This window comes from Halobacillus sp. A1 (assembly GCF_024189295.1).
Lineage (GTDB): Bacteria > Bacillota > Bacilli > Bacillales > Halobacillaceae > Halobacillus_A.
Window position 1 is genome coordinate 1 of sequence record NZ_JAIZEN010000033.1, and the last position, 24,517, is coordinate 24,517.

At 40.7% G+C, this 24,517-nt stretch carries 27 protein-coding genes and 1 rRNA gene; 10 read left to right on the forward strand and 18 right to left on the reverse strand.

Annotation, left to right across the window (positions count from 1 at the left end; genetic code table 11):
• Both LF817_RS18800 and LF817_RS18805 read right to left on the reverse strand, forming a co-directional pair.
• Window positions 1-113 (reverse strand): 16S ribosomal RNA (locus LF817_RS18800); the annotation flags it as partial.
• A gap of 406 nt (window positions 114-519) precedes the next feature.
• A complete protein-coding gene (locus tag LF817_RS18805) occupies window positions 520-1,392 on the reverse strand; it encodes a nucleotidyltransferase-like protein (protein ID WP_253937351.1) in 873 nt (290 codons plus the stop codon).
• Window positions 1,393-1,525: 133 nt separating this feature from the next.
• On the opposite strand from LF817_RS18805, the gene LF817_RS18810 reads away from it, so the two are divergent.
• Window positions 1,526-1,903, forward strand: a complete 378-nt coding sequence (locus LF817_RS18810) for a YgzB family protein (RefSeq protein WP_253937352.1) — start codon at window positions 1,526-1,528, stop codon at window positions 1,901-1,903.
• A 46-nt stretch (window positions 1,904-1,949) separates the two neighbouring features.
• On the opposite strand, the gene perR is transcribed toward LF817_RS18810, so the two are convergent.
• From perR to LF817_RS18835, 5 genes are all read right to left on the reverse strand, one after another.
• Complete coding sequence (gene perR, locus LF817_RS18815) at window positions 1,950-2,393, reverse strand: peroxide-responsive transcriptional repressor PerR (RefSeq protein WP_256558377.1); 444 nt, start codon at window positions 2,391-2,393, stop codon at window positions 1,950-1,952.
• A 122-nt stretch (window positions 2,394-2,515) separates the two neighbouring features.
• Window positions 2,516-3,073 (reverse strand): cob(I)yrinic acid a,c-diamide adenosyltransferase, encoded by a 558-nt coding sequence (locus tag LF817_RS18820; RefSeq protein ID WP_253937354.1) that lies wholly within the window; start codon window positions 3,071-3,073, stop codon window positions 2,516-2,518.
• 1 nt (window position 3,074) lies between these two features.
• Window positions 3,075-4,025, reverse strand: a complete 951-nt coding sequence (locus LF817_RS18825; RefSeq protein ID WP_253937355.1) for a D-2-hydroxyacid dehydrogenase — start codon at window positions 4,023-4,025, stop codon at window positions 3,075-3,077.
• Between the two features lie 205 nt (window positions 4,026-4,230).
• Window positions 4,231-4,701, reverse strand: coding sequence for a thioredoxin-dependent thiol peroxidase (gene bcp, locus LF817_RS18830; protein WP_253937356.1), 471 nt, complete (start codon window positions 4,699-4,701; stop codon window positions 4,231-4,233).
• 70 nt (window positions 4,702-4,771) lie between these two features.
• Window positions 4,772-5,176: an ion channel gene (locus tag LF817_RS18835; RefSeq protein ID WP_253937357.1), complete on the reverse strand. Its 405-nt coding sequence runs from the start codon at window positions 5,174-5,176 to the stop codon at window positions 4,772-4,774.
• A gap of 145 nt (window positions 5,177-5,321) precedes the next feature.
• Between LF817_RS18835 and LF817_RS18840 the strand changes: the two genes are divergently transcribed.
• Entirely contained in the window at window positions 5,322-6,620 is a 1,299-nt protein-coding gene (locus LF817_RS18840) for a glutamate-1-semialdehyde 2,1-aminomutase (protein WP_305882269.1), read from the forward strand.
• A gap of 124 nt (window positions 6,621-6,744) precedes the next feature.
• Window positions 6,745-7,812 (forward strand): FUSC family protein, encoded by a 1,068-nt coding sequence (locus LF817_RS18845; RefSeq protein ID WP_253937358.1) that lies wholly within the window; start codon window positions 6,745-6,747, stop codon window positions 7,810-7,812.
• Window positions 7,813-8,111: 299 nt separating this feature from the next.
• Here the strand turns inward: LF817_RS18845 and LF817_RS18850 are convergent, their stop codons facing one another.
• The 4 genes from LF817_RS18850 to LF817_RS18865 all read right to left on the reverse strand — a co-directional run bounded on the left by LF817_RS18850 (window position 8,112) and on the right by LF817_RS18865 (window position 12,129).
• Window positions 8,112-9,884: an ABC transporter ATP-binding protein gene (locus LF817_RS18850; protein ID WP_305882270.1), complete on the reverse strand. Its 1,773-nt coding sequence runs from the start codon at window positions 9,882-9,884 to the stop codon at window positions 8,112-8,114.
• Window positions 9,885-9,965: 81 nt separating this feature from the next.
• Complete coding sequence (gene ntdP, locus LF817_RS18855; RefSeq protein ID WP_253937377.1) at window positions 9,966-10,493, reverse strand: nucleoside tri-diphosphate phosphatase; 528 nt, start codon at window positions 10,491-10,493, stop codon at window positions 9,966-9,968.
• Between the two features lie 182 nt (window positions 10,494-10,675).
• The gene (locus LF817_RS18860) at window positions 10,676-10,891 is read right to left on the reverse strand and encodes a gamma-type small acid-soluble spore protein (RefSeq protein ID WP_253937359.1); all 216 of its coding nucleotides are present in this window, start codon (window positions 10,889-10,891) and stop codon (window positions 10,676-10,678) included.
• Between the two features lie 140 nt (window positions 10,892-11,031).
• Entirely contained in the window at window positions 11,032-12,129 is a 1,098-nt protein-coding gene (locus LF817_RS18865) for a C40 family peptidase (RefSeq protein WP_253937360.1), read from the reverse strand.
• Between the two features lie 337 nt (window positions 12,130-12,466).
• Between LF817_RS18865 and LF817_RS18870 the strand changes: the two genes are divergently transcribed.
• Window positions 12,467-12,670 (forward strand): cytosolic protein, encoded by a 204-nt coding sequence (locus LF817_RS18870; protein WP_253937361.1) that lies wholly within the window; start codon window positions 12,467-12,469, stop codon window positions 12,668-12,670.
• On the opposite strand, the gene mutY is transcribed toward LF817_RS18870, so the two are convergent.
• Window positions 12,671-13,756, reverse strand: a complete 1,086-nt coding sequence (gene mutY / locus LF817_RS18875; protein ID WP_253937362.1) for an A/G-specific adenine glycosylase — start codon at window positions 13,754-13,756, stop codon at window positions 12,671-12,673. It lies immediately after the preceding gene.
• A gap of 57 nt (window positions 13,757-13,813) precedes the next feature.
• Here mutY and LF817_RS18880 point away from each other — a divergent pair, with 57 nt between their 5' ends.
• Entirely contained in the window at window positions 13,814-14,815 is a 1,002-nt protein-coding gene (locus tag LF817_RS18880; protein ID WP_253937363.1) for a metal-dependent hydrolase, read from the forward strand.
• A gap of 33 nt (window positions 14,816-14,848) precedes the next feature.
• Here the strand turns inward: LF817_RS18880 and LF817_RS18885 are convergent, their stop codons facing one another.
• Window positions 14,849-15,115 (reverse strand): YfhJ family protein, encoded by a 267-nt coding sequence (locus LF817_RS18885; protein WP_253937364.1) that lies wholly within the window; start codon window positions 15,113-15,115, stop codon window positions 14,849-14,851.
• 111 nt (window positions 15,116-15,226) lie between these two features.
• Between LF817_RS18885 and sspK the strand changes: the two genes are divergently transcribed.
• Window positions 15,227-15,391, forward strand: a complete 165-nt coding sequence (sspK, locus tag LF817_RS18890; protein WP_253937365.1) for a small, acid-soluble spore protein K — start codon at window positions 15,227-15,229, stop codon at window positions 15,389-15,391.
• A complete protein-coding gene (locus LF817_RS18895) occupies window positions 15,392-15,523 on the forward strand; it encodes a YpzG family protein (protein ID WP_253937366.1) in 132 nt (43 codons plus the stop codon).
• Between the two features lie 32 nt (window positions 15,524-15,555).
• Here the strand turns inward: LF817_RS18895 and LF817_RS18900 are convergent, their stop codons facing one another.
• Window positions 15,556-15,894 (reverse strand): YfhH family protein, encoded by a 339-nt coding sequence (locus tag LF817_RS18900; RefSeq protein ID WP_253937367.1) that lies wholly within the window; start codon window positions 15,892-15,894, stop codon window positions 15,556-15,558.
• A gap of 98 nt (window positions 15,895-15,992) precedes the next feature.
• On the opposite strand from LF817_RS18900, the gene LF817_RS18905 reads away from it, so the two are divergent.
• Window positions 15,993-16,652, forward strand: a complete 660-nt coding sequence (locus tag LF817_RS18905; protein WP_253937368.1) for an SDR family NAD(P)-dependent oxidoreductase — start codon at window positions 15,993-15,995, stop codon at window positions 16,650-16,652.
• A 1,243-nt stretch (window positions 16,653-17,895) separates the two neighbouring features.
• Here the strand turns inward: LF817_RS18905 and LF817_RS18910 are convergent.
• The 3 genes from LF817_RS18910 to glcT all read right to left on the reverse strand — a co-directional run bounded on the left by LF817_RS18910 (window position 17,896) and on the right by glcT (window position 21,261).
• Entirely contained in the window at window positions 17,896-18,162 is a 267-nt protein-coding gene (locus LF817_RS18910) for a phosphocarrier protein HPr (RefSeq protein ID WP_253937369.1), read from the reverse strand.
• A gap of 16 nt (window positions 18,163-18,178) precedes the next feature.
• Entirely contained in the window at window positions 18,179-20,218 is a 2,040-nt protein-coding gene (gene ptsG, locus LF817_RS18915) for a glucose-specific PTS transporter subunit IIBC (protein ID WP_253937370.1), read from the reverse strand.
• Window positions 20,219-20,418: 200 nt separating this feature from the next.
• The gene (gene glcT / locus LF817_RS18920; RefSeq protein ID WP_253937371.1) at window positions 20,419-21,261 is read right to left on the reverse strand and encodes a glucose PTS transporter transcription antiterminator GlcT; all 843 of its coding nucleotides are present in this window, start codon (window positions 21,259-21,261) and stop codon (window positions 20,419-20,421) included.
• A gap of 187 nt (window positions 21,262-21,448) precedes the next feature.
• Here glcT and LF817_RS18925 point away from each other — a divergent pair, with 187 nt between their 5' ends.
• Window positions 21,449-22,240, forward strand: coding sequence for an HAD family hydrolase (locus LF817_RS18925; RefSeq protein ID WP_253937372.1), 792 nt, complete (start codon window positions 21,449-21,451; stop codon window positions 22,238-22,240).
• 153 nt (window positions 22,241-22,393) lie between these two features.
• On the opposite strand, the gene recX is transcribed toward LF817_RS18925, so the two are convergent.
• The gene (recX, locus tag LF817_RS18930) at window positions 22,394-23,209 is read right to left on the reverse strand and encodes a recombination regulator RecX (RefSeq protein ID WP_253937373.1); all 816 of its coding nucleotides are present in this window, start codon (window positions 23,207-23,209) and stop codon (window positions 22,394-22,396) included.
• A 94-nt stretch (window positions 23,210-23,303) separates the two neighbouring features.
• Here recX and LF817_RS18935 point away from each other — a divergent pair, with 94 nt between their 5' ends.
• Window positions 23,304-24,206 (forward strand): TIGR01777 family oxidoreductase, encoded by a 903-nt coding sequence (locus LF817_RS18935; protein WP_253937374.1) that lies wholly within the window; start codon window positions 23,304-23,306, stop codon window positions 24,204-24,206.
• Window positions 24,207-24,517 lie beyond the last annotated feature (311 nt).

The following is a 24,517-nucleotide window of genomic DNA, read 5'->3' on the forward strand; positions in this document are numbered from 1 at the left end:
TCATTCCACAAGTTTCACCCCCGAAGGGGATCCACTTGCTTCCTGCGCTCGACTTGCATGTATTAGGCACGCCGCCAGCGTTCGTCCTGAGCCAGGATCAAACTCTCCATAAAAGTTAGTTTGACTTACTTGTGCACGGATGCACTGACTTCAACGTTGCAACAGGACGTTGCGTTCTTAGTTGAAGATCCTTTAGCTCTGCACACCGAATGTGCTTGTTTTACTTCCTTCTATATAATAGAAAGAAGACTTGACGTACTGGTTGGTTCGTTCAGTTTTCAAAGATCAAATGTTGTTGCCGCTTCAAAACAGCGACTTAATTAATATATCACGGTGTAAGTTTTAAGTCAACAACTTTTTTCCGTTTAATTATTAATTATGTGTTTCGTTTGCCGCCCGCTCTTGATGCGACGCTTAATAATATACCACGGTATTCAATAGAACGTCAATAGTTTTTTTATAAAAAACCCTTTCTTCTATATAAGCAAAGAAAGGGTTCTTTCCATTCATTAAGTATGATCAGTTATGAACGGCTTTATACGTCCTGTGATATATATCGGATCCCTTAGTATCCTGCAGAACAACTTCGACCAGTTCCTTCTCTACTAAGTACTCGATCATAGATGAAAGATCCAGTGCGTATTCCTCGATTTCAGGGTGCACCTTCAACTCCCCGAATGACCATGGTTGTTCTTTTTGTTTCATTAACTCTAATAAATGCTTAGCACTTGATCCGGCTCGAATACTTATGGCGTGTTCTACCGCCAAAGTCATTAATTGAACCCTTTTCTCTGTTGATTCTTTACTCATTATTAACTCTTCATAGTACTTATAGATTTCAGGTTCGATTTTTTTCACCTGATTCCATACCGTAACTTCAGGGTGGAATCCTTTTTCAATAATCGCTAATCTTGCCAAGTGGTGTAAAGAAGAGACCATTCGACTGTATGCGTCCAAGTGATGGCCGTTTTCATACAAATCCTTAGACTCGCTGTAACTGCGGATCAATTTAGCGAACTCAATCGCTTTCTTCAAATCACGAGTTTCTGTAGGAAAGGAACGGAGCTTTTCTTTTAATGAAGAGATGTAATCATTTCTTTCAAAAATAATGGATCCATTAATGACCCATTCCACCGATCTCCTATAAGAACTAGTATCAATCCAATGCTGAAGTAGTGTTTCATCTACTATATGCATGGCAGCAGATTTATCCGCAAATTCGTAGTGTTTCACGTACCAGTCGTCTTCTGCATGTTTTACGATGATGAATAGAATGACATCAAAATTGTCAGTCACCGGGCTGATCGGTTTCTTTTTTTCTAAAATAAGCACACCAAGTGTATTGGCCTGGCTGGCTCTTTCTTGGTAAATGGGTCTTAATAAATCTTCCATTATAGTTCCCCCAAATAGATAATCAGTTCACTAAAGTTATTCGATACTTATAGCCAAATTCCTTTTTCGTAAATATATTTTTCTTTGAAAAAATGCTATACTACGTTTGTAAGCTACGTAGGAGGGAATTCTGTTGGCTTTAAAATATACGAGTAAGATTAACAAAATCCGGTCGTTTGCATTTTGGTTGATTTTTGTTGGTTTTGGGGTCATGTACATAGGCCTTCTCTTTAAAGAAACGGTCTGGGCCATGGCGATATTCATGATTTTAGGTATGGGGTTCATCGGTCTGAGTACGGTCGTTTACTTTTGGATTGGCATGCTTTCAACAAAAACGATTCAAATTGTCTGCCCCAGTTGTGAGAAACCGACCAAAATGCTTGGACGAGTCGATGCATGTATGCATTGCAAGCAGCCATTGACGATGGATAAGTCGCTTGAAGGTAAAGAATTCGATGAGAAATATAATTCTAAACGTTATCAGAAAGAAGAAGCTGATCAACGTACGTAAAAAGGACCCGCTGATATTTCAGCAGGTCCTTTCTTTATGAATAAAGTTAATGGGCAGCTTTAGCTTTGCATTGTGAACATGTACCATACACTTCCATGCGATGATGACTTACATCAAATCCAGTCACCTGCTCAGCTAATGACTCCACTTCATTTAGACTTGGATAATGGAAATCGACTATTTTACCGCATGATTCGCATATCGCATGATAATGATCCGTAGTATTACAATCGAAACGGCTGGAAGAATCTCCATACGTAAGCTCTCTTACAAGACCAATTTCTCTGAACACGCGTAAGTTGTTATAAACCGTAGCAACACTCATGTTCGGAAATTTACTCTCCAATGCTTTATAAATATCATCAGCTGTAGGGTGAGTCATAGAATTCAGGAGGTATTCAAGCACCGCATGACGTTGTGGTGTTATACGTACCCCAGAGTCTTTTAACGTATCAATGGCTTCTTGAAGTCGATTATTTGACACCGTCATGCACCTCTCTTTCGTAAATTGATTCTTGATTTAGAATATTATCAAATTAGAATCCTTATAAATAGTTTAACCTGTGAATCGATTAATTGTCAATCAATGCATAGGGCGGAATGACCCTTTTTTTACACATCAGGCATTAACGGAATTTCTTTCCCGCCTAATTGATGGTTTATATAGCGAGCCGCTACAAACAATAAATCGGAAAGACGGTTCAAATAGGATACGACTAATGGATTATTCAGTTCTTCTTCCAATGCTACAGCCAGTCTTTCTGCTCTTCTTACAATCGTCCTCGCCATATGCAGACCGGCTGAAGCCTCGTGTCCAGAAGGAAGAATGAAGTTTTTTAGTGGTGCTAAATGTTCGTCCCACTGATCGATATAACTTTCGAGTTCTTCAATATGCTCTTTTTTCAATTCCCACATTACTTCTTTACCCTTTGGTGTGGCAAGTTCGGCACCTACATGAAAAAGGATCGTTTGAATTTTATGCATCGCTTTTAAGAATGATTCTTTTTCAGACCAATCTTCTCTAGTCAAATGACTTAATGCTGCACCTATAGAAGAATTGGCTTCATCACAAGTACCATAAGCTTCTACTCGTAAATCATTTTTTGCTACACGGTCTCCATAAATCAAAGATGTCTGCCCTTTATCCCCTGATCTTGTATAAATGCGCACGTTAATATCCCCTTTTCGTATCGATTATATTTTCCATTTCCCCGTTATTAAGGTAAGCATTCATATTTCTTTCAAATACTTCAAATGCTCTTGGTACATATTGTGGAGAAATTCCTGAAAGGTGTGATGTAATCGTAATCTTTTCTTCTTCCCAGAACGGGTGGTCTTCAGGCAGCGGTTCTTGTTCAAAGACATCAAGCACAGCATGAGAAATCTCTTCCTGCTGGACCGCTTCTAGTATGACTGAGCTTTCCACTAGATCCCCTCGCCCCATGTTCAAGAATACAGAACGTGCCGGCATGAGAGCAAAGTGGTCTTTTGTTAAAAGATAACTCGTTTCCGGCGTACTCGGTAACGCCGCTACAACATAATCAGCTTCCGGGAGGACTGTGTGCATTTCTTCGACAGTGCACATCTCATCAAAATGGGGCTTTGATTTTCCTGACCTAGACACCCCTATCGTTTTCATGTTGAACGCTTTTGCCAGCCGGGCAGTTTCTTGAGCGATGGCACCTGTACCAAGCAAGACCATATTACTTCCACTTATTTCTGCCATAGGTACACTGCGGTCCCATGCGTGTTCCTGTTCTCTTTGGTATAGAACCTTTGCATTACGAGCCACTTGTAAGATCATTGATAAAGCATATTCAGCCATTGGCTGAGCGTGTATACCCCTTACGTTAGTAACGAGAATATCCCTTTCACCTATAGCTGCAAATGGCATGCGGTCCATTCCAGCAGACAATACCATAATCCATTTCAAATGTTTGGCTTTATCGATTAGAGCGTCATTCAGATCTTCCCCATATGTAATGAATATTTCCGCCTTGTTCAAGTGCTGCTCTGCTTCTTGCATTCCGTGGCACCATAAGAAATCGACTTCCTTGAAAGTGTGCTGTATGTGTTTTTTTATACTTTCCGGTACTCTTTTGATTGCTGATAATACAATCATGCTGTCCCCTCCTGAACCTAGTTTCTTCTATTATGATAGTACGACTGATCAAACTGCAAGCTTCACCTTTTTTACAAATATCTCCCGGCGAATAAATTAGGCTCTTGAAGCTTCATTTATATAGGCAGATGCTGGTCTTCCCCTAACTATTGATCATATAAGTCAAAAATAAAACCGTGATAGTTTAACTACCACGGCTTCTGAATTATGCTAAATTTTCGCGGATGAATTGTAGAGCTGTCTCAACATGTCCATCTACTTTCACCTTACGATAATCTTCAGCTAAGTTGCCTTCTTTATCGATAATGAAAGTGGAACGCTCTATCCCATAGTACTCTTTTCCGAAATTCTTTTTCAATTTCCATACTCCATATTCTTCCGCTACCTTATGATCTTCATCAGCCAGCAGCAAGAAAGGGAGGTCATGTTTATCAATGAATTTCTTATGACTTTCGATCGGATCAGGACTGACCCCTAAAACAACCGCATTTAAATCCGCGAAGCTTTCATGTTTGTCACGGAAATCACAAGCTTCAGTTGTACACCCTGGTGTCATGTCTTTTGGATAAAAGTATAATACTACGTTTTGACCTTGATAATCAGATAATTGAACGGTTTCACCCGTATGAGCTTTCAGCTCGAAATCTGGTGCTTTTTGTCCTACATCTACTGTCATACTTGAATCCCTCCTAAAATATTTCTATTTCAAGAGTATCGTATATGAAGGCAAAGTTCCAATCTCAGCTTTATTTTTTTTGAGACTGCCATACTTTAGCTACTAAAGCTGCGGGAATTGTATAGCCGATCATCGCTTCAATTAACGCAATCCAGCGGCCCCATCCAAACGGCATCAGGTCCCCATACCCTACTGTGAATAACGTCACCCCGCTGAAATAAATACCTTTAGCAATTTCATCCGGCCATGAAGGCGGGTAAGTACGGACGGTTCGCAGAAACACTTCCACCCCATTTATCGATAAAGTGGCATAGACTAAGCCAAAACCGATCGTCACTACAGTATAAAGGAGAATCAAAGTAACAAAAACCTGGAAAGAAAACCTATGGTGTTCTATTTCAATAGAGGTGAACAGATGTCTAATACTTCCTGCAATGATCAACAGACTACATAAGGATATCCCTATCATTATCATGCGGCCACGACCTTTTTAAAAAGTAGACAGGCTTACTGACTTAATATGCGGGAACTTTCATTTATATGAATCATCGCCATCACTCACTTGTTTTTTTAAATCGTGCTACAATGACTAGTGAATGTCACTTATTGGAGGAATCACATTGAAGGAAAACCAATCAGAAATCTTATTTAAGGAAGCTCAAGAACATATCGTGGGCGGAGTCAACTCTCCTTCCCGTGCTTATAAAGGTGTCGGTGGAGGTACTCCCGTCTATATGGAACGTGGAGAAGGAGCTTACTTCTACGATGTAGACGGACAGAAATACATCGATTATTTAGGCGCATACGGTCCTATCATCACCGGCCATGCTCATCCACATATTACAGAAGCAATAACAAAAGCTGCTCAAAACGGTGTGCTGTACGGTACGCCTACGGCTCTTGAAAATCAATTTGCCAAAATGCTGAAGGACGCGATTCCTTCTCTTGATAAAGTACGATTTGTAAACTCAGGTACGGAAGCAGTGATGACTACGATCCGTGTGGCGCGTGCTTACACAGGTCGAAATAAAATCATTAAATTCGCCGGCTGCTATCATGGCCACTCTGACCTCGTTCTTGTGGCGGCAGGCTCTGGTCCCTCTACACTTGGAACACCGGATTCAGCTGGAGTTCCAGCATCGATTGCCGAGGACGTCATCACTGTTCCTTTCAATGATATTGAACCATTCAAACAGGCTATGGAAAAGTACGGTGATGAAATTGCCGGTGTCCTAGTCGAACCCATTGTCGGTAATTTTGGTATTGTCGAACCGAAGCCAGGATTTTTACAGCAAGTGAACGATCTTACCCACGACGCTGGAGCGCTCGTCATTTATGATGAGGTCATTACAGCGTTCCGCTTCACTTATGGCAGTGCCCAGCAGCTGCTTGGCATTGAACCGGACATGACTGCTATGGGTAAAATCATCGGAGGTGGACTTCCAATTGGCGCTTATGGCGGACGGGCAGATATAATGGAACAAGTTGCTCCTCTAGGGCCAGCTTACCAGGCTGGAACAATGGCAGGAAACCCTGCTTCCATGGCTTCGGGCATTGCTTGTCTAGAAGTACTGCAGCAAGACGGTGTATATGAAGAAATGGATCGCTTAGGCGCACGGCTTGAAGAAGGAATTCTCCATCATGCTCATACTTATGGTATCCAAATGACTATTAACCGGCTTAAAGGAGCGCTTACCGTTTTCTTCACGGATGAAAAAGTTGAAAATTACGAGCAGGCCGAAAACACCGACGGAGAAATGTTCGCCCGTTTTTTCAAACTTATGCTTGAAGAAGGCATCAATCTGGCGCCGTCGAAATACGAAGCGTGGTTTTTGACAATTGCCCATTCAGAGCAGGATATTGATGAGACCCTCCAAGCCATCAGCAGAACATTTCAAACGATGGCAAAAGAATTTTAATGTAAATATGCAGCGAGTGGTCTGAACCACTCACTGCCGCAATAAAAACCTTTTTCTTAAGAGGTAAAGCTTAAAAGATGAAGATGCAGGTTTTTTCATTACTAATGGTAAGGATGATGCTCCCATGAAACTCGGCGCTCGCATGATGAAAACAGGTTTAGCCGTAGCTGTTGCCTTGTATGTAGCTAGCCTGTTAGGATTTATCAGCCCACTACTTGCCGCTATAGCGGCCGTATTTTCAATCCAGCCATCGATTTATCGATCTTATCAATCAATCGTAGAGCAGATCCAGGCGAATATTATCGGTGCACTAATTGCCATCGTAGCCGTCTACACATTAGGCAACGATCCATTCATCGTCGCATTTGCAATTATTATTGTTATCGGTGTTACCATGAATTTAAAAATGAACGAAAATACGATAACCCTTGCTGCTGTGGCAGTCATCGCTTTAATGGATTCAACCGATCAAACGTTTATCAATTTCGCTGCTTCAAGGTTCTCTTCCATGATTTTAGGTATACTGGCAGCCTTTGTTGTGAACTTCCTATTCATGCCGCCTAAATATGAAACTAAACTCTTTATGAAAATCGATTCCGCAACGAACGATATTCTACAATGGCTGCGCGTGACGACTCGCCAATTATCAGACGAACCTGCATTAAAATATGAAATCATCCGCATCCAGGATAATATCAGATGGCTTGATCATACGTACCTCCTTTATTCAGAAGAGAGAACGTATACGAAGGGGTCAAGGTTCTCCAAAGGACGGAAACTCGTACTATTCAGACAGCTTATAACGACAACGAAGAAGTCTTTTGATGTTCTTAAAGCATTTCACCGCTTAGATAAAAAAATCGAACAAATCCCAGAGGAATTCCAGGATACACTCGTCAGCGAGCTGGATAAATTAGTGAATGCTCATGAAAAACTTGTCCTCAGCTTAAAGGGAAGAATAAAACAGACTCACAGAAAGTCGTTACGGCAGATTGAACAGCCTAATATTCCACTGCTCGTTGAAAGGTTAATGAAAGTGTATGAAGAGAGCGACAACCCGGATAAACTTGTTTTCCTGCCGCTCGCTTCTCAACTCATGGAGTATTATTATCAGCTCGAAAAATTGAAAAGGCTGTTGAAAAGTTATCAAAAATATCATTCCAACACGTACATTCAAACCACTGAAAAATAGCTGAAAGCAAGTTGTTCAGATATCGTGGCAGAAGAAAGAAGAAACCAAAAGAGAAATCGAGTTTGGAACCACATAGGTTTCATACTCGATTTTTTAGTAATATATATGTTTCTCACAAAAGCGAATCCATTCCCTGCAATCACCTCGCCCTCATTTCTTAGAACCTGACAACACAGGTATGAAGCTGCCTTCTCTCCATAAAAAAATGCTTAGAGCCCTGTACTGGCACTCTAAGCATTTTTGCATGTGATTTGTTCTTATCCAAATACCTGAATAACTTATACTAATAGGTCTCCTTCTTACGTTCCCATATATTCAGTCGGAGTATCGTCTAATTTTTGTACTTGATATAGATCATAATAGTGACCTTTTTGACGCATCAATTCGTCATGTGATCCGATTTCTACAATTTCTCCATTCTCAATGTGAACGATGCGGTTCGCATGAGTGATCGTAGATAGCCGGTGAGCTACTATGAAAGTCGTACGGTCGTGTGCCAATCGCTCTAAGGCATTCTGAATAAGGTTTTCACTCTCTAAATCAAGTGCTGATGTTGCTTCATCCAGAATAAGCAGCGGAGGATTTTTCAGGAAAACACGAGCTATAGCAATACGCTGCTTCTGTCCTCCAGATAGCTTGACCCCTCGCTCACCTACCAAGGTGTCATATCCTTCTGGCAGGCTCATGATAAATTCGTGTGCATTCGCCGATTTGGCCGCTTCAATAACTTCTTCATCAGATGCCTCAGGGTTCCCCATCTTAATATTCATTTCGATGGAGTCACTGAACAAGATGTTATCTTGAAGCACCATTCCTATTTTATCCCGTAAAGTTCTCGCTTCCAGATCTCTGATATCCGTACCATCAATCAAAATCTCTCCACCCGTCACATCGTAAAAACGCGGAATCAGACTGATCAATGTAGACTTTCCGCCTCCACTCATACCTACAAAAGCGATCGTTTCTCCTCTTTCTACCTGAAGATCAACATTTTTCAGTACGTCCGGCTCGTTTTCACCATAGCTGAAAGATACGTTGTTTAAAGTAACATCGCCTTTTACGTCCTTAAGCGGTTTTGCATTCTTTTTATCAATAACGTCATATTTCTCATCCAAAAATTCAAACACACGATCCATGGAAGCAATCGACTGGGTCAACACCGTTGAGGAGTTCACCAGACGACGCAGAGGACTATATACTCTATCCATATATCCAGTGAAAGCAACCAGGGTCCCCACTGTCATGGAACCGTTGATAACTAAATATCCCGCAACCCCGATAACGAGCAATGGTGCAAGATCCGTAATCGTATTAGTGATCGAATACGTATAAGCATTCCAATTCGTATGCTTGATTGCTTTATCAAGGAAATTAGAATTCCTCGTATCGAATTGAGCTTGTTCATGGTTTTCTAAAGCAAAACTTCGAGTTACAGGCACCCCCTGTACTCTTTCATGCAAGTGACCTTGAACTTCTGCTAAAGCCTGGGAGCGGTCTTTCGTTAAATCCCTCAGCCTTACATAAAAATACTTAATCGCGAAACCATACAATGGGAATAATGCCACAGCAACTAATGTAAGCCAAGGATCCATCGTCAACATAATTATAATTGCAATAACTATAGTAAACATGTCAAGCCAGATATTCATTAAGCCAGTGATGACAAACGTTTTTGTCTGCTCAACATCATGAATGACTCTTGAAATGATTTCCCCTGTTTTCGTACGAGAATAAAATCCGAGACTCAGTCTTTGTATATGGTCAAATAATTTATCCCTGATATCATATAAGATATTACTTCCTATCCATTGAGCTAAATACTGCCTGGCATACTCAACCGGCGGCCTCAAGATCATAAATATAAAAAACGCTCCGCCCATCAATAATAGAAGTTGGTCCATTTTCTCTGACTGGGCCAACGACTCAGCATTGATGATATCATCAATAACATATTTGATGATCAACGGCATTAATAGAGGAATTGAAAATTTAACAATGCCGATCATTATCGTTAAAATGATCTTTCCTTTATAAGGTTTAACAAACTTCAGATAACGCTTGATACTTCCCAAAACGCACCACCTACTTCCCCTTTTGCAAATTAAATCCCTCAAAAAAATAATCAAGCGCACTCTGTCAGTGCGCAAGATCGATTACCTATAAGTCAAAAATCGTTCATACCATTGGTCAATAAATTCCGGTGAAAAAGGTCCTTTCCGCTGTCTGATCCAGCGAAGTAAGGTTTCTACATTGTTATAAAGTATACGATCCAAAACGTGAGGGTAATTCATCATTTTTTTGTGCAATTCATATTCATCTTCATCGAGCAGCTTATATGTCATATCTGGAAAGACTTTTACATCCAAGTCATAATCGATGTATTTGATGATCCCGTTTTCGTATATAAACGGAGAACTAATATTACAATAGTAATAAACTCCATCCATCCTTAACATCCCGATAACATTGAACCAATGTTTCGAATGAAAATAACAAATGGCGGGCTCCCTTGTTATCCAAGTTCGTCCATCACTTTCTGTCACTCTCGTCCGATCATTTGCACCAATAATTACATTTTTCGTTCCTTTTAACACTGTGGTGCTTTCCCAAACGCGATGCAGCTTTCCATTATGCTTATAACTTTGTATTTCTGTACGTAATCCTGATTCCGGGCCGGGCATATTCATCTCCCCTTCCCCTTACAATATCCCGTTCATCATCTTTCCCTATTATAACGAGTTATCCGTCTGAATGAAAACAATAGTATTCAATATGTAAGAAGCCGCCCGAATTCGGGCGGCTCCTGGGAGTTTGATGCAGGCTAATTGTACAGTCTGTACAGATTAACCAATCAAATCAAATGCTACTTTTTCTTAGCCTGAGATTTTTGGTTTTGCTGACGAACTTGTTGCGCGTCAGTTTGCTCCTGACCAAATTCAGTACCGTATTGGTTCTGACCTTTAGCAGATTGTTGAGCATTTTGCTGAGCGTTTTGCTGAGCAGCTTGTTGGTTTTGTTGTCTTACTTTGTTCATATCTGTACCAGCTGCAGTTTTACCTTGTTTCGGTTGCTTAGCCATCAATATCACCTCCGCAAAGATTATTTTGCACAGGTTCCGTAATTTCATTCATCGTTTTTATTAAAATTTTTAAATGTCTAAAACGAGCAAAAAGACGCTTCCTTTTTCAAAAGAAGGAAGCGTCTTTTCATATACTAAGTTTACATACGTTTCGCACCGATGTAACGTGGGTTCCAATAGCTGTTTGAAAGTGAACTGATTTCTACACCACGGGATGATCCTGCATGAATGAACTTGTTGTCTCCAACATAAATTCCAGCATGTGAAGCACCAGGCTTATACGTTTCAAAGAAAACCAAGTCGCCTTTTTGCAGATTAGAACGGCTTACAGAATCCATACGGTTGTCCGCATACATAGAAGCTACAGTACGCGGAAGATCTGTACCTGTTTCAGCGAAAACATACTGAAGATAGCCACTGCAATCAAATCCAGATGTAGACGTACCTCCCCACTTGTATGGAGTACCGATATGATCTTTAGCTTCACTAACCAGGTTTGAAACGTTTGAAGATGTGGAAGTACCTTTAACAGATTCCTTTTTTGAGCTTGAGCTGCTGTTTGAACTCTTGCTTGAGCTGGAGTTACTGCTTGAGCTCTTGCTCGAGTTCTTGCTTGAGCTTGATGATTTTTTAAGGTCCAGCTTTTGCCCTACATAAATCATGTGACCTGAAATACCGTTCCAGCTTTGAAGGTTTGAAACGCTCACACCGTACTTGCTTCCAATTTTAGATAGCGTATCTCCGGATTTAACAGTGTAGGTGGAAGCACTTGACTTAGAAGAGCTGGAATTGGATGAGCTGCTTGACTTAGAAGAACTTGAACTGGATGAACTGCTTGACCCATTAATCTTCAAAGTTTTTCCAGTAATGATCAAAGAAGAATTCAAGTTGTTCCAGTCCATCAAATTGCTTACAGATACACCATGTTTAGACGCAATCTTAGATAGCGTATCGCCGCTTTTGATTTTGTATGTACTGCTTTTGCTTGAACTGCTTGAAGATTTATTAGATGAACTATCTTTGTTGACGACTAGAGATTGTCCTACTCTGATTATGTCGCTGTTTAAATCGTTCCATGATTTTAGGTCAGATACGCTTGTGTTATATTTTTTCCCTAATGCCCATAAAGAATCTCCGGATTTAACCTTATGTTCTTCATCTGCCATAACTGTACTTCCAAAAAGTGATGCACCAACAATAGTACCGAATACCGTAGTTGCAATTTGCTTTTTATTCATCGTATGTAACCCCTCTTTATTTAATTTTTTTATGATTCATGTGAAATTTGTTCGTCTGTAAAAAAAATCTATGTAGTAAAAAATGATTGTGATAATTGGTATGTCGTTTGCTCTGTTTTCTATTATTCATTTTTTCTGATAGGTTGTCTATATGGCTAAACATTGAATCCCCCCTATAAAACTATGAAAACAATTGATATGACAAGCTTCACCAAGCTTCGTTACAGTTCCGTTACAGTTCCGTTACAAAAAGCTGAAAATAGCTTTTTTTATGGATTTTTCCATACATAAAAAAACGCTTAAAAGCCTATAATAACAAGGTATAGGAGGTTTTTTTATGTATGTAGGAAGAGATTTATCAGAACTGAATATGATGTCAAAAAAAGAGTGGGAAAATCTGGAGTTAAGTTATTTTCATTTCTCATTATCACAAATGGCACCTTATTTAAATCAGGAAGGTGTTAGCATATTGAGAGAGATCAATAATGAAATAAAGCTCCGCGGCGGTTTAAAACAGCGCGAAGCTTCCTGGGAGATGTAATCAATTTAAGTGTTTATGGATTTTTTGATGAGAAACTGAAAAAGGATAAGAAGAAACGTCTTCTTTTTTGACGAATTTGGCGTTTTCCCTATCTAAATTACCATTTTGGATACTTGCCTTTTTCACTTCCATATCCCAAATCAAGTGGGAAAAGACATGTCTTACCCTGTCAATAGTAGAGCCTAATTCTATTTCCATACCGTACTCACCTAAGAACCAGTGAGGGAGATTATGTTCATCTATGGCATCCAGCGGTACCATTGGATATTGCCACAAGGAAGCCAACAGCCCTTCTGAAGGCCGCTTTTCAATAAGAATTTCTCCTTTATCATTCTCAATAAACAACGAAATGAAGGGTTGTTTTTTTTGTTTCTTTTTTGAAACTTTCACTGGCAGTTCTCTTTCTTTCCCTTCCATGAATGCTCTGCATTCGCTTTGAACAGGACATAATAAGCAGGAAGGGGACTTAGGTGTACAAATAATGGCTCCAAGCTCCATCAGCCCCTGATTAAATGCTGAAGGGTCTTCTTTCGATATCAGCTCTAAAACCAGCGATTCAAACAGACTTTTTGTGCTTGCTTTGGCTATATCATCTTCTACTAGAAGAATTCTGGATAACACCCTCATTACATTCCCATCTACAGCTGGTTCAGGCTGATCAAAGGCGATACTCAGAATTGCTCCCTTCGTGTATGGGCCCACCCCTTTTAAAGCTCCTAATTGCTCTTTGTTATCTGGAACTTTCCCTTGATATTTTTCCACAACCTCTCGAACAGCGTTTTGCAGATTGCGTGCTCGGGAATAGTAACCTAAGCCTTCCCAAGCCTTTAAAACCTCTTGCTCCTCCGCTTCAGCTAGAGCTTCAGGAGTCGGGAACTTTTCTAGAAAATTATTAAAGTAAGGGATTACCGTATCCACGCGAGTTTGTTGGAGCATTATTTCTGATACCCATACACGATACGCGTCCTGGTTTTCTCTCCATGGTAAGATTCGCTGCTCTTTCTTAAACCAATCGATTAACTGGTTTTGAAACGCATTTCTGTTAAAATTATTTAATATAGTTTCTGCACGTTCTTGTCTTTTCAATTTCAATCATCCTTCATCATCTGTAAAATTGTTGTCGGGCTAAAGGAGGAAGCATTCATGGATACTGGCACTCATGTGGTCATGGGTGTGGCACTTGGCGGGCTAGCTACGTTAGATCCTGTCGTCCAGTCTGACCCTATATTGTTCAATGCTGTTCTTATAGGAACATTAGCTGGATCCCAAGCACCAGATTTTGACACCGTCTTAAAACTTAAAAACAATGCTGTATATATCCGTCACCACCGAGGAATCACTCACTCGATTCCTGCTGTGATCTTATGGGGCATTGGAATTGCTTCGATCATTCAATTATTTACCCCTGAAGTCAACTTTCTGCACCTTTGGCTATGGACATTTCTCGCAGTCATCCTGCATGTATTTGTTGATGTGTTTAATGCATACGGTACTCAAGCCTACCGTCCTTTTACAAAAAGATGGGTAGCTTATGGGTTCATTAATACGTTTGATCCGTACATTTTCATGATGCATATCGCAGGGATCGTCGCATGGAACTTAGGGGCTGACCCTGGATACATGTGGCTTCTCATCTATTTCGTCATCGCTTTATACTATGTTAAACGATATTTTGACAAACGTGAACTTGTGAAGCTGATCGATGAATATTTCGATGATATCGTCCAAGTCGCAACCTCTCCTACCATGAAACAAAACGTATGGAGAATTGCTATTGAAACGAAAACGAATTATTATGTTGCTCGTGCTGAAGATGGACACATCACTATTTTAGATGAATATATCTATAAGGACATTGATTACGAAGATCCTGTTGTTCAAAAAGCTTTGACCGATCACAACATTAAAGCTTTCTTGTCTTTCTCACCTGTGTATCGTTATGATATCAACGTCTTTGATGAATATACAGAAGTTCGTTTCACTGATTTAAGATATTACTCAAAAGACCGCTACCCCTTTGTTGCTCTTGTACAAATCGATGATGAACATGGGGAAGAGTTAACTATACTGAATTCGTATACGGGCTGGGTTTTCACAGAAGAGAAATTACAAGACAAAATGACAATTGCCACCGATACAAAATAAAGGGATCCGTGCTAACGAGGCACGGATCCTTTTTTAATGCAAGTACCCTTTTCGTTTAAGAAGTTCTTTGAATTTGGGGTTAGTGGCAATGAATTCGTGTAAGTTCGGACCATAATGGTTGATCCATTGAGTAACGATCTGTTCAGTCACTTGTTTGCCCTGATACTCGTGGCCTGCTTTTGCCCTAGTCGCTTCAAAGTCTTCCCATAGTAGTTCTACCCACGTTCGTGCTTCATCGATCGTCAATCGTTCATTTTTTTCATATAACTGCTCAGCCAGACGCTGATGGATTCCGTCCATTTTTATCAACTCCAAGTATGGGAATGATTTCACCCTAGTGTACCACATAAACTTTGCTCGTACACACATACTAAACTTGCCCGCAAAAAGCCGGGTTTAGGAGGGTCACCAATGCGAAATAAAGCAAAAGGATTTCCCAATAGAAAGATGACTTCATCGCCAGACGATCAAAGTGAATATCTAGCCTTGAAACCTGATGGTAAAATCAACTCTAAACCACAGGAACGAGCGCTGCACTCAAGAGAAAGAGAAGTGAACCAGGGAGGAAAATATTAAATGGGTAAAGGACATAAATCCTTAAAAAACCTCCACAGAGGGGCTAAACATCTCAATCAGCGAGTAAACGGTGAAACAGAACAAACTCAATCCGCACAAATAACGGAAGTACAAGCGAGAAAAAGGTCTTAATTAAAAAAGCGCAGCTCATGGCTGCGCTTCTTTCACTCTTTTATTCGCTTTCCAATCATAGAAATAGGCAGAGCTTCTTCTTTCTTACCGGCCCGCTCTCCAGTAATTCCTTTTCTATACCCCCACGCGAATACTCCGTTTAAGTATTCAATGTAAAATGTATGAGCAGGGTCTCCCTCTATTTCATATTCCGTTTGCGGATCAAAGTCCTCAGGATCAAGCATGTAGGCCTTAGCCATAGTGATTTTTCTTTCGTACACGGCGTATTCATTGACCATACCTAATTGTTCAGCTTTCAACGCTTTTTCTTTCAGCAGGGCCACTTCGCTGCGAAGCTCCCCATAACTGTATTCACTATATCTTTTCTCCATTGTCTAACACCTCTTGTATATCTTATGTGTTTCCATTTTATCAGTCTTTTGTCACAATAGATATGACGATGATTATAAAGACAGGGGAGGTTATTTATTTGAGAAAAGTATTGATAACAGGAGCAGGCACGGGACTTGGACGGGCATTAGCGTTACATTATGCTAAAAATGATTACAACGTTATTCTGACTGGCAGAACCGAGAAAAAGCTGCTACTTGTCCAAAAAGAGATTAAAGCAAGGGGCGGAGATGCAGAAATACTTATTTGCGATGTTACTGATCCAGCTTCTGTCAATGAAGCGCTGAAACAGCTGGATCACCTTGATGTATTGATCAATAATGCAGGTATTGGCATATTCGGAGAACTAGGTTCGTATACACCTGAAGATATCGAGCAAATCATGAACACGAATGTTAAAGGGACTATTTTAATGACACAGCGATTTTCCACTTTGCTTAAACAATCACATGGCCGTGTGCTGAATATTATTTCCACAGCAGGTTTACGTGGCAAAAGCAATGAAGCCGTATATTGCGCTTCTAAGTTTGCTGTTCGTGGCTTTACAGAAAGTCTGCACAAAGAGTGGGAAAACAAACCGATGAAAGCAACCGCTGTGTACATGGGCGGTATGAATACGCCTTTTTGGGATGAAAGTGATCACGTCAGCGATCCTGCTTCTCTAAAAGGCCCCGAAGGAGTGGCTGAGCAGATTTTTGACGAGGATGATGGCCGGCCGGAAATATTTATCGATAAGTAAAAGTTATAAACGTTTTTAACAATAGGCTCAGTCGTCTTTCGACTGAGCCTATTGTAGTTATTAAACTAAAGCTCCCTTTAGTGGAAGACTCAGTTTCGGATGTTCGAGCTGTTTTCCGTTACGTTTGACAGCGTTTGGAGGTCCGGGAAATCACTCGCTTTCCGTGGGAGCGCGGTGAGCCTCCTCGGACGTCCCGTCCTGCGGGGTCTCACCAAGCACTCTTTTCCCACAGGAGTCTCGCAATTTCCCGGACCTCCTTGCGTGTGTCAGGTTCACGGAAACATCTGAGACAGTGCTTTGAGTAAAGTACAGCTCTTTTCGAGTTCCAACGACAAGTCGCCCCATTTCCAATACCCCATTACAACAAATTGTTCTTTTCAAGCTATATGTTTATTGTCTAATAGGCTATGTCACAGGCGCTTACTCGCTTCTTGTCTTCTTGGATAAGATTAATTGTAATTCGTTTCGAAAGAATGTATATGGACTGGACTTAGCTGTCGGAGATAAAGGAAACCAGAACAAAATGACTGGATGTTGACTTACCAGTCTCGTTAGTCGTTAAGCTCTATAGCTGGAATACGCAGCTTAGATGAGAGATTAAGTCTTTTCCAATGCCAGGGGGGTTCGTTCATTCCATTTCGCTTGGGGTGGTTGGGAAGCTAGGAGACTCCCTTTGTAAAAGCGTAAGCGCTTTGGTCAGCGGCGTATGGACTGGACTGAGCTGGCGGAGATAAAGGAAACACGAAGAACGAAGTGATTCGATGTTGACTTATCGTACAGAAGTAAAGGAAGTCTCAGTAGCCGCTAAGCGCTGGAGCTGGATAGTCCCCCATATGGTTTATGAACGGATTCACGCCCTAGATTAATATAAGTGTAAGACTGGGAGAAGGATGTAGGCGAGATCCCACAGGGCTGCAAGCCAGAGGAAGCTCGCCACTTCCCCCACAGGAAAGCGAGTAGCTTCCCAACCACCCCTGACTCTTAATACGGCAACGAACCCAGACTATCTCGAATTCAAGTCTTCCACTGGCCTGCCATATCACTTAATAACTCTCTTATGAAAATTCAGTTTTATGGCCCTCATTCCTAGGGGTGAATTTAATGAGACTGCCACCTAGTCAGCTTATAAGCCACAGTTTTCCTGTGAATGGTCACTCCGTTCCCATCCTCCGTTTCAAAACAAGTGTTTTTGACACAAAAAAAGGAGCAGACTGTGACAGTCTGCTCCTTTCTTGATGATAAATTACTCACCAAGACCTTCTTCTTTAGTTTTTGCTACAAGTGCCGCTACAGCTTCATCAGCATCAGAACCTTCAGCTGTGTATTTGATTTCAGCGCCATTTGGAATTCCTAGAGACATGACACCCATGATGGACTTCATGTTCACAGATTTACCTTTGTACTCGATGTTAACGTCAGCCTCGTACTTTCCAGCTACTTGCACAAGAGCTGTTGCTGGACGAGCGTGTACGCCGTCTGCAGCTGTAATTTTCATTGTTTGTTCTGCCATAGTGAATCTCTCCTTTTTATTTCGTGATGGTAACAATATTTTCTGTATTGTGATCAACTTCGCCCGCTGCAGTCACTTCTACTTTTTGATCTTCATTCAGGTTAGTGAAGATGATTGGAGTAATGATTGACGTAGCGTTTGTGCTTACGTAATCAAGGTCAACTTCCATGAGAGTTTGTCCTTGTTTTACCTCAGACCCTTCTTCCACATAAGAAGTAAATCCTTCACCTTTCAGCTTCACCGTATCAATTCCAATGTGAATCAGAATCTCCATACCATTATCCGCCTGAAGACCGATGGCGTGCTTAGTTGGGAATACATTGAGTACCTTACCATTTATAGGCGAAACAATTTTACCATCAATCGGCTCAATTGCAAAGCCATCTCCCATCATTTTACCTGAAAATACTTGATCTGGCACTTCAGTGATTGGCAGTACTTTACCTTTGATCGGACTAACAAAATCCAAATCGCCTTCAGCAACTGGTGCTACAGCACCCGCTTCTTTCGTACTTTCATCAACTTTCTCTTCACGTTTACGAGGAGTTTTTCCGTCGATAATATCTTGCATTTGACCGCGTAATGTATCAGAAACCGGTCCGAAAATTGCTTGAATATTATTTCCGACTTCCATAACTCCAGAAGCACCTAACTTCTTCAAACGATCTTTATTAACATTCCCTTTATCGTGTACAGACACTCTTAATCGAGTAATACAAGCATCAAGGTAGCTGATATTCTTTTCTCCACCCATCGCTTCTAAAATTTCGAATGGTTTATCATCCACTTCTCCTCTATCACCATCTGCGTCGACCGCTTCATCTTCACGACCTGGTGTCGCAAGGTTGAACTTAAGAATAGCCCAGCGGAAACCGAAGTAGTAAATAACAGAGAAAATCAAACCTACGATGATGACCCACCACCAGTCGGTACGGTTAGGTAGAATTCCAAATAAGATGAAGTCGATCAGACCCCCTGAGAAGGTTTGGCCGATCTTAACATTTAAAATTTCCATCGTCATAAATGATAATCCCGCAAATACAGCATGAATTCCAAATAATACTGGTGCAACGAATAGGAATGAGAACTCAAGCGGCTCAGTAATCCCTGTAAGGAAAGAAGTCAAAGCAGCAGAAAGCATAATTCCGCCGACTACTTTTTTACGTTCAGGTTTAGCCGTATGATATATCGCAAGTGCTGCAGCTGGAAGCCCGAACATCATGAATGGGAATTTACCAACCATGAAGGTTCCTGCTGTAAATTCAACACCATCAGAAAGCTGTTCAAAGAAAATCGTTTGGTCACCACGAATGATCTCACCCGCAGCATTCTCATACGTTCCAAACTCGAACCAGAACGGAGAATAAAAGATATGGTGCAAACCAAATGGAATCAGCGATCTTTCAATTACACCAAAGAAGAAAGCCGAAATCGTTTGGTTTCCTTCAAGCATCAAGTGAGAAAGCGCATTTAATCCATTTTGTGCAAAAGGCCACAATACAAGCATGATCATACCTAAGAAAATCGCAGAAAAGGCTGTAACAATAGGTACAAATCGCTTTCCAGCAAAGAATCCTAAGAATTGAGGCAGTTCGATTTTGAAAAATCGATTATATAAGGCCGCGGCCATTATACCTACTATAATACCGCCAAACACTCCGGTTTGAAGTGTAGGTATCCCGAGAACTTCCGCATAAGCCGGATCTGAAGTCATATCAGAATCGACATTACCTAACACACCCATAACTACGTTCATAATTAAGTAACCAATAATAGCAGCTAAACCGGCAACCCCGTCACCTTTAGCTAAACCAATAGCAACCCCTACGGCAAAAAGTAAAGGTAAGTTGTCAAAGACTACTCCGCCGGCTTCGGCCATTACTTCAAGTAATGTCATGATCCATGGAGTTGTAAAAAACGGTACTCTATCAGTAAAGTCATCTTGAGCGAAACTTGTACCGAACGCCAGTAAAATACCCGCCGCTGGCAATAATGCAACTGGTGTCATCAAAGCTTTACCGACTTTTTGTAAAGTACCAAAAGCATTCTTAAACATAAGTAATTCCTCCCTAATTTTAGATTAGCAATGCAAAAACAAAAATTTTCAGAATAATAAAACGGTTACATTAGTGCGAAAAATGACACTAAAAAAGGCATGAGTATAAAGGTTCAATAGCACTAATGGGTATACTTCTCCCACTTCGTAACTATTGTTCCTTCGATACTCATGCCTGATCGTATCAGTAACACGTAACGTTAAGATTTATTAGTTAGTCGTTGTAAATGAATCGTAAGATAAATGGCCTCAGACTCATCTACAGGTTTATTAAGTTGTTTTTGCATCACTTTGATTAACTTCCATGACAAATTATAACACACAGGATATTCTTCTTTCAACATCTTTCCGAGGCGAATTTCATCGCCTACATTTTCATCCTGATAAACACGGTCGATCGCTCGGTGCAGGTGTTGAACAAGCCGGTGATAGTCCACACTCTGCTTATCTATTTTGACCTGCATAGTTTCTTCTACAATTTCAACCAATTGGGTGATCAGCTGATTATGACGATTTATTTCCCTAAGTGTCTTATCCGTAACGGCACTATGGATATGCAGGGCAATAAAGCCGACTTCCCCTTCAGGAAATTGAACACCCAGTTGATCGTACACCATGGTCACTACCTCTAAAGCTATTTGATACTCCTTAGGATAGAGGGATTCAATTTCAGGAAGAAAAGGATTTGCAAACTGCATATTTTTCTGGGTTCTTTTTAAAGCGAACGCCAGGTGGTCAGTCAGGGCAACATGAATGTGTTCATTCAACCCCTGTCCCATTCTGCTTTCAATATGGTGAAGGAGGTCATTCATAAAATCTATAAACCCTTCTTCAATATGAGGCAGTAAATTCACATACTGCTCCTTTTCGTTCTCGTTCTTCAACAAAAACGTTTTATCAGCTTTATTAAATGAAATTGATTCACCTTTCTTCTTGCTGAACCCTATCCCCTTTCCAATAAGAACCACTTCCTCGTAGGAGGGGTGTTTAGCAATCAATACATTATTATTCAACACTTTATCTATCGTCAACATTTCATCCATATATGTTCCCCCACTTATGGCGCACCCCATTTAATAAAAACGGTTTCATCATCTTAGTATCTTCTATCGTATAATTCACTTTTAACTTTTACAACCGTTCTACAAGGAATTTATAGGTATTTCCTTTGTCTAACATAATTAATAGGTGTAAAATCGTTATCGTGACCTTATGAAAGGGGATACGATTATGATTAAACTTTTTATCAGTGACCTGGATGGAACGCTTCTAGGTATGAATCATTCTATAAAAGATGAAGATATACAAGCAATTAAAACACTCAAAAGCAACGAAACGGATTTTGCTGTAGCTTCCGGGCGAATGGATCATGATATCGAACAAGTATTAAGTAAGATGCAAGTAGATGGACATCGTATCAGTCAAAACGGTGCTTTTGTTTACGGAATGGATAACCATAGAATTCATTCAAAATTTTTTGATGCTGAACATGCAAAACAAGTTATGGAATTCGTAAAAGATGAGCCAATGGTCAAAACGGTGTCTACGGAAGATAAGATATTCACCGCTGAGCATAACGAATGGGTTGACCTGATTTCAGCTCAGTTATTTCAGGACGTCATTATTGAACCAAAATTAATAGAACAATTCGGAAATACACTCACTCCAGCGAAAATCACTTTACACGGGAAAGAAGAGGATGTCGTACTTGCATACAACCGTGTCAGTAAGAAGTTCGACGAAGAATTTGACAGTTTCATTTCCCATGAATCCTGTGTTGATATTATGCCGAAGATGATCAACAAAGGAAATGGGATTAAAGCTTTACTAGGAAAAGTTGGACTGGAGCCGAATGAAGTTGCATGTGTCGGTGATTCCTTCAATGACCTGCCGATGTTTGCCGTCACTCCTCACAGTTACGCCATGTCTACAGCCCACCCTGATGTGCAGAAAAAGGCGGAATACGTAGTGGACCATGTATATGAGGCTGTCGAAGACTTAAAAAATAAGGGATTATTATAATAGCTCATCTTTCATTTTCAAAATGAGTTAGAGAATTTATTTTAGAAAAATTGCTTATGAACATTCGAAAAAGGTTTATGAACACGGCACAGTTTATGAACCTTTTCCTTTGTTTCATTAGCTTGTGAGATAGCATAAGTATTTCCACTATAACTATCCCTCATCCACTAAATACTCTTCTATGAAGCGATCTATCAAATCAATAGGAAACCCTTTACGGTATAGTCCTGATTTCAGCTTTTGTTTCAATTCATAGCCTTCCGTCTTTCGCTCAAATTTACGCAATAGCTTCTCTCCTTGGAAAACTACGGCTTCCCATTCTTGATCGCCTTCCTCTTCCGGCAGCTGACTGACCGCTTCTTTAACGACATCACCATAAAAGCCTTTCTGCATCAAATTCTGCTGAATGGTTTGTATTTGCTCTCTGTGGGATTTTTTGCTGGTGCTCTTTAATTTCTTCTCTGCTAATTTTACAGCCTTCTCTAATTGGGCATCAAAGCTGTAGTGTTCCAGTGCCTCATCAATCTTAGGAGCATCTACACCTTTTTCAATCAGTTCTTTTTTCACTAAAAGCGGCCCTTTGCTTGATGTTTGAATTCTTGTTCTCACAAGAGCGACCGCAAACTCCAAATCATCTAATAATTTTTCTCTGTAAAGGCGTTGAACAATTTCATCTATATGCTCCTCGTCCACCTCATGTTTAAATAAATAATCGCGGATTTCTTTTTCTGAACGCATTCTATAGCTTAAAAAGTTGATTGTCTGGGTATATGTCTTATGTATAGTATCTTTTTGAATTAAAGCTTCGATGGTAGACTCTTCAAGCTCTAACGACTTCTGGAGCCTGTACTTAATTAAGATGTCTTCATCTACGCTGAAACCGTAGGCCTCCCCTTGACCTCGATCTAAAAAGATATTATACCGATTCTTTTGCTTCTTCTGCGTCGTGATCCGAGTGATTTTTGCCATGTCGTTCACCCCTTTTCCAATATTGTAGCATGGCTTACAATCATTCGGTCACGATTAAGAATCGTTTCATTAAGATTTTATGAGGAGGATTCCAATGAATATAGTTGTGACAGGCGGGACTGGATTTGTAGGTTCTAAGCTGACGGAAGAGCTCGTTCAAAGCGGACACCACGTATACATATTGACGAGAAACCCCGACGGACATGAAAACACGGCTTCTACCACTTTTGTCGGCTGGCTAAAAGATGAGTACTCTCCTTGGGAGGAGCTTCCTTCTATCGATGCTATCGTCAATTTAGCTGGAGAATCATTAAACAGCGGCAGATGGACGGAAGAAAAAAAGCAATCGATTATGCAGAGCCGTATTGATGCGACGGAAGGTGTTCTTGAAATAATACAGAAGTTAAAGACAAAACCAGAAGCTTTGATCAATGCTTCTGCTGTCGGCTATTATGGTCAATCCAAAACAAAAACGTTTACTGAAGAGACCGTTGAACCGGGCAATGATTTTCTAGCGAATGTGGTGGTTGAATGGGAAAAGCGGGCAGCCAAGGCTGTTGATCTTGGTGTACGTACAGCGTATATCCGTTTTGGAATTGTACTCGGTGAACAAGGCGCACTTCCGAAGATGGCGATCCCTTATAAATTGATGATCGGCGGCAGAGTTGGTTCAGGCGAACAATGGGTCTCGTGGATCCACGTTGATGATGTAGTCGGGTTAATCCGATATGCTATCGAACATGCTCATGTCCAAGGGCCTGTCAACGGTACTGCTCCGAATCCAAAGCGTAACAAGGATTTCGGGCAGACTTTAGGAGATGTGATCAATCGCCCCCACTGGATTCCTGCCCCTGCCTTTGCATTGAAGACTGCTTTAGGTGAGATGAGTATTATGCTGTTAGGAGGGCAATCTGTCGTTCCTAAAAAAGCGATAGAATATGGATATGAGTTTAAATACCCTGAATTAGAACCTGCCCTGCAGTCTATATTGGATTGATGCAAGGGACGAATCACTCTTACGACTCTTCATAATTACAGCTATTTAGTTATCCATTTACGGGATTTGTTAAATTAGATGATTTATCAACCATACTATAACTAAAGGCTCGGTCGTCCTTTCGACCGAGCTTTTTAAAAATGTTCTATTCAAGTTGTTCCACTAATGCTCCCTTTAGTGGAAGACTCAGTTTCGAGACATAATGAGAATCTAGGGGCTCCGGGAAACGGATCGCTTTCCGGGGGGCGGGCGCTGAGCCTCCTCGAGCTTCGCTCTCCGGGGTCTCACCTGTCCCGCTCCTCCCCCAGGAG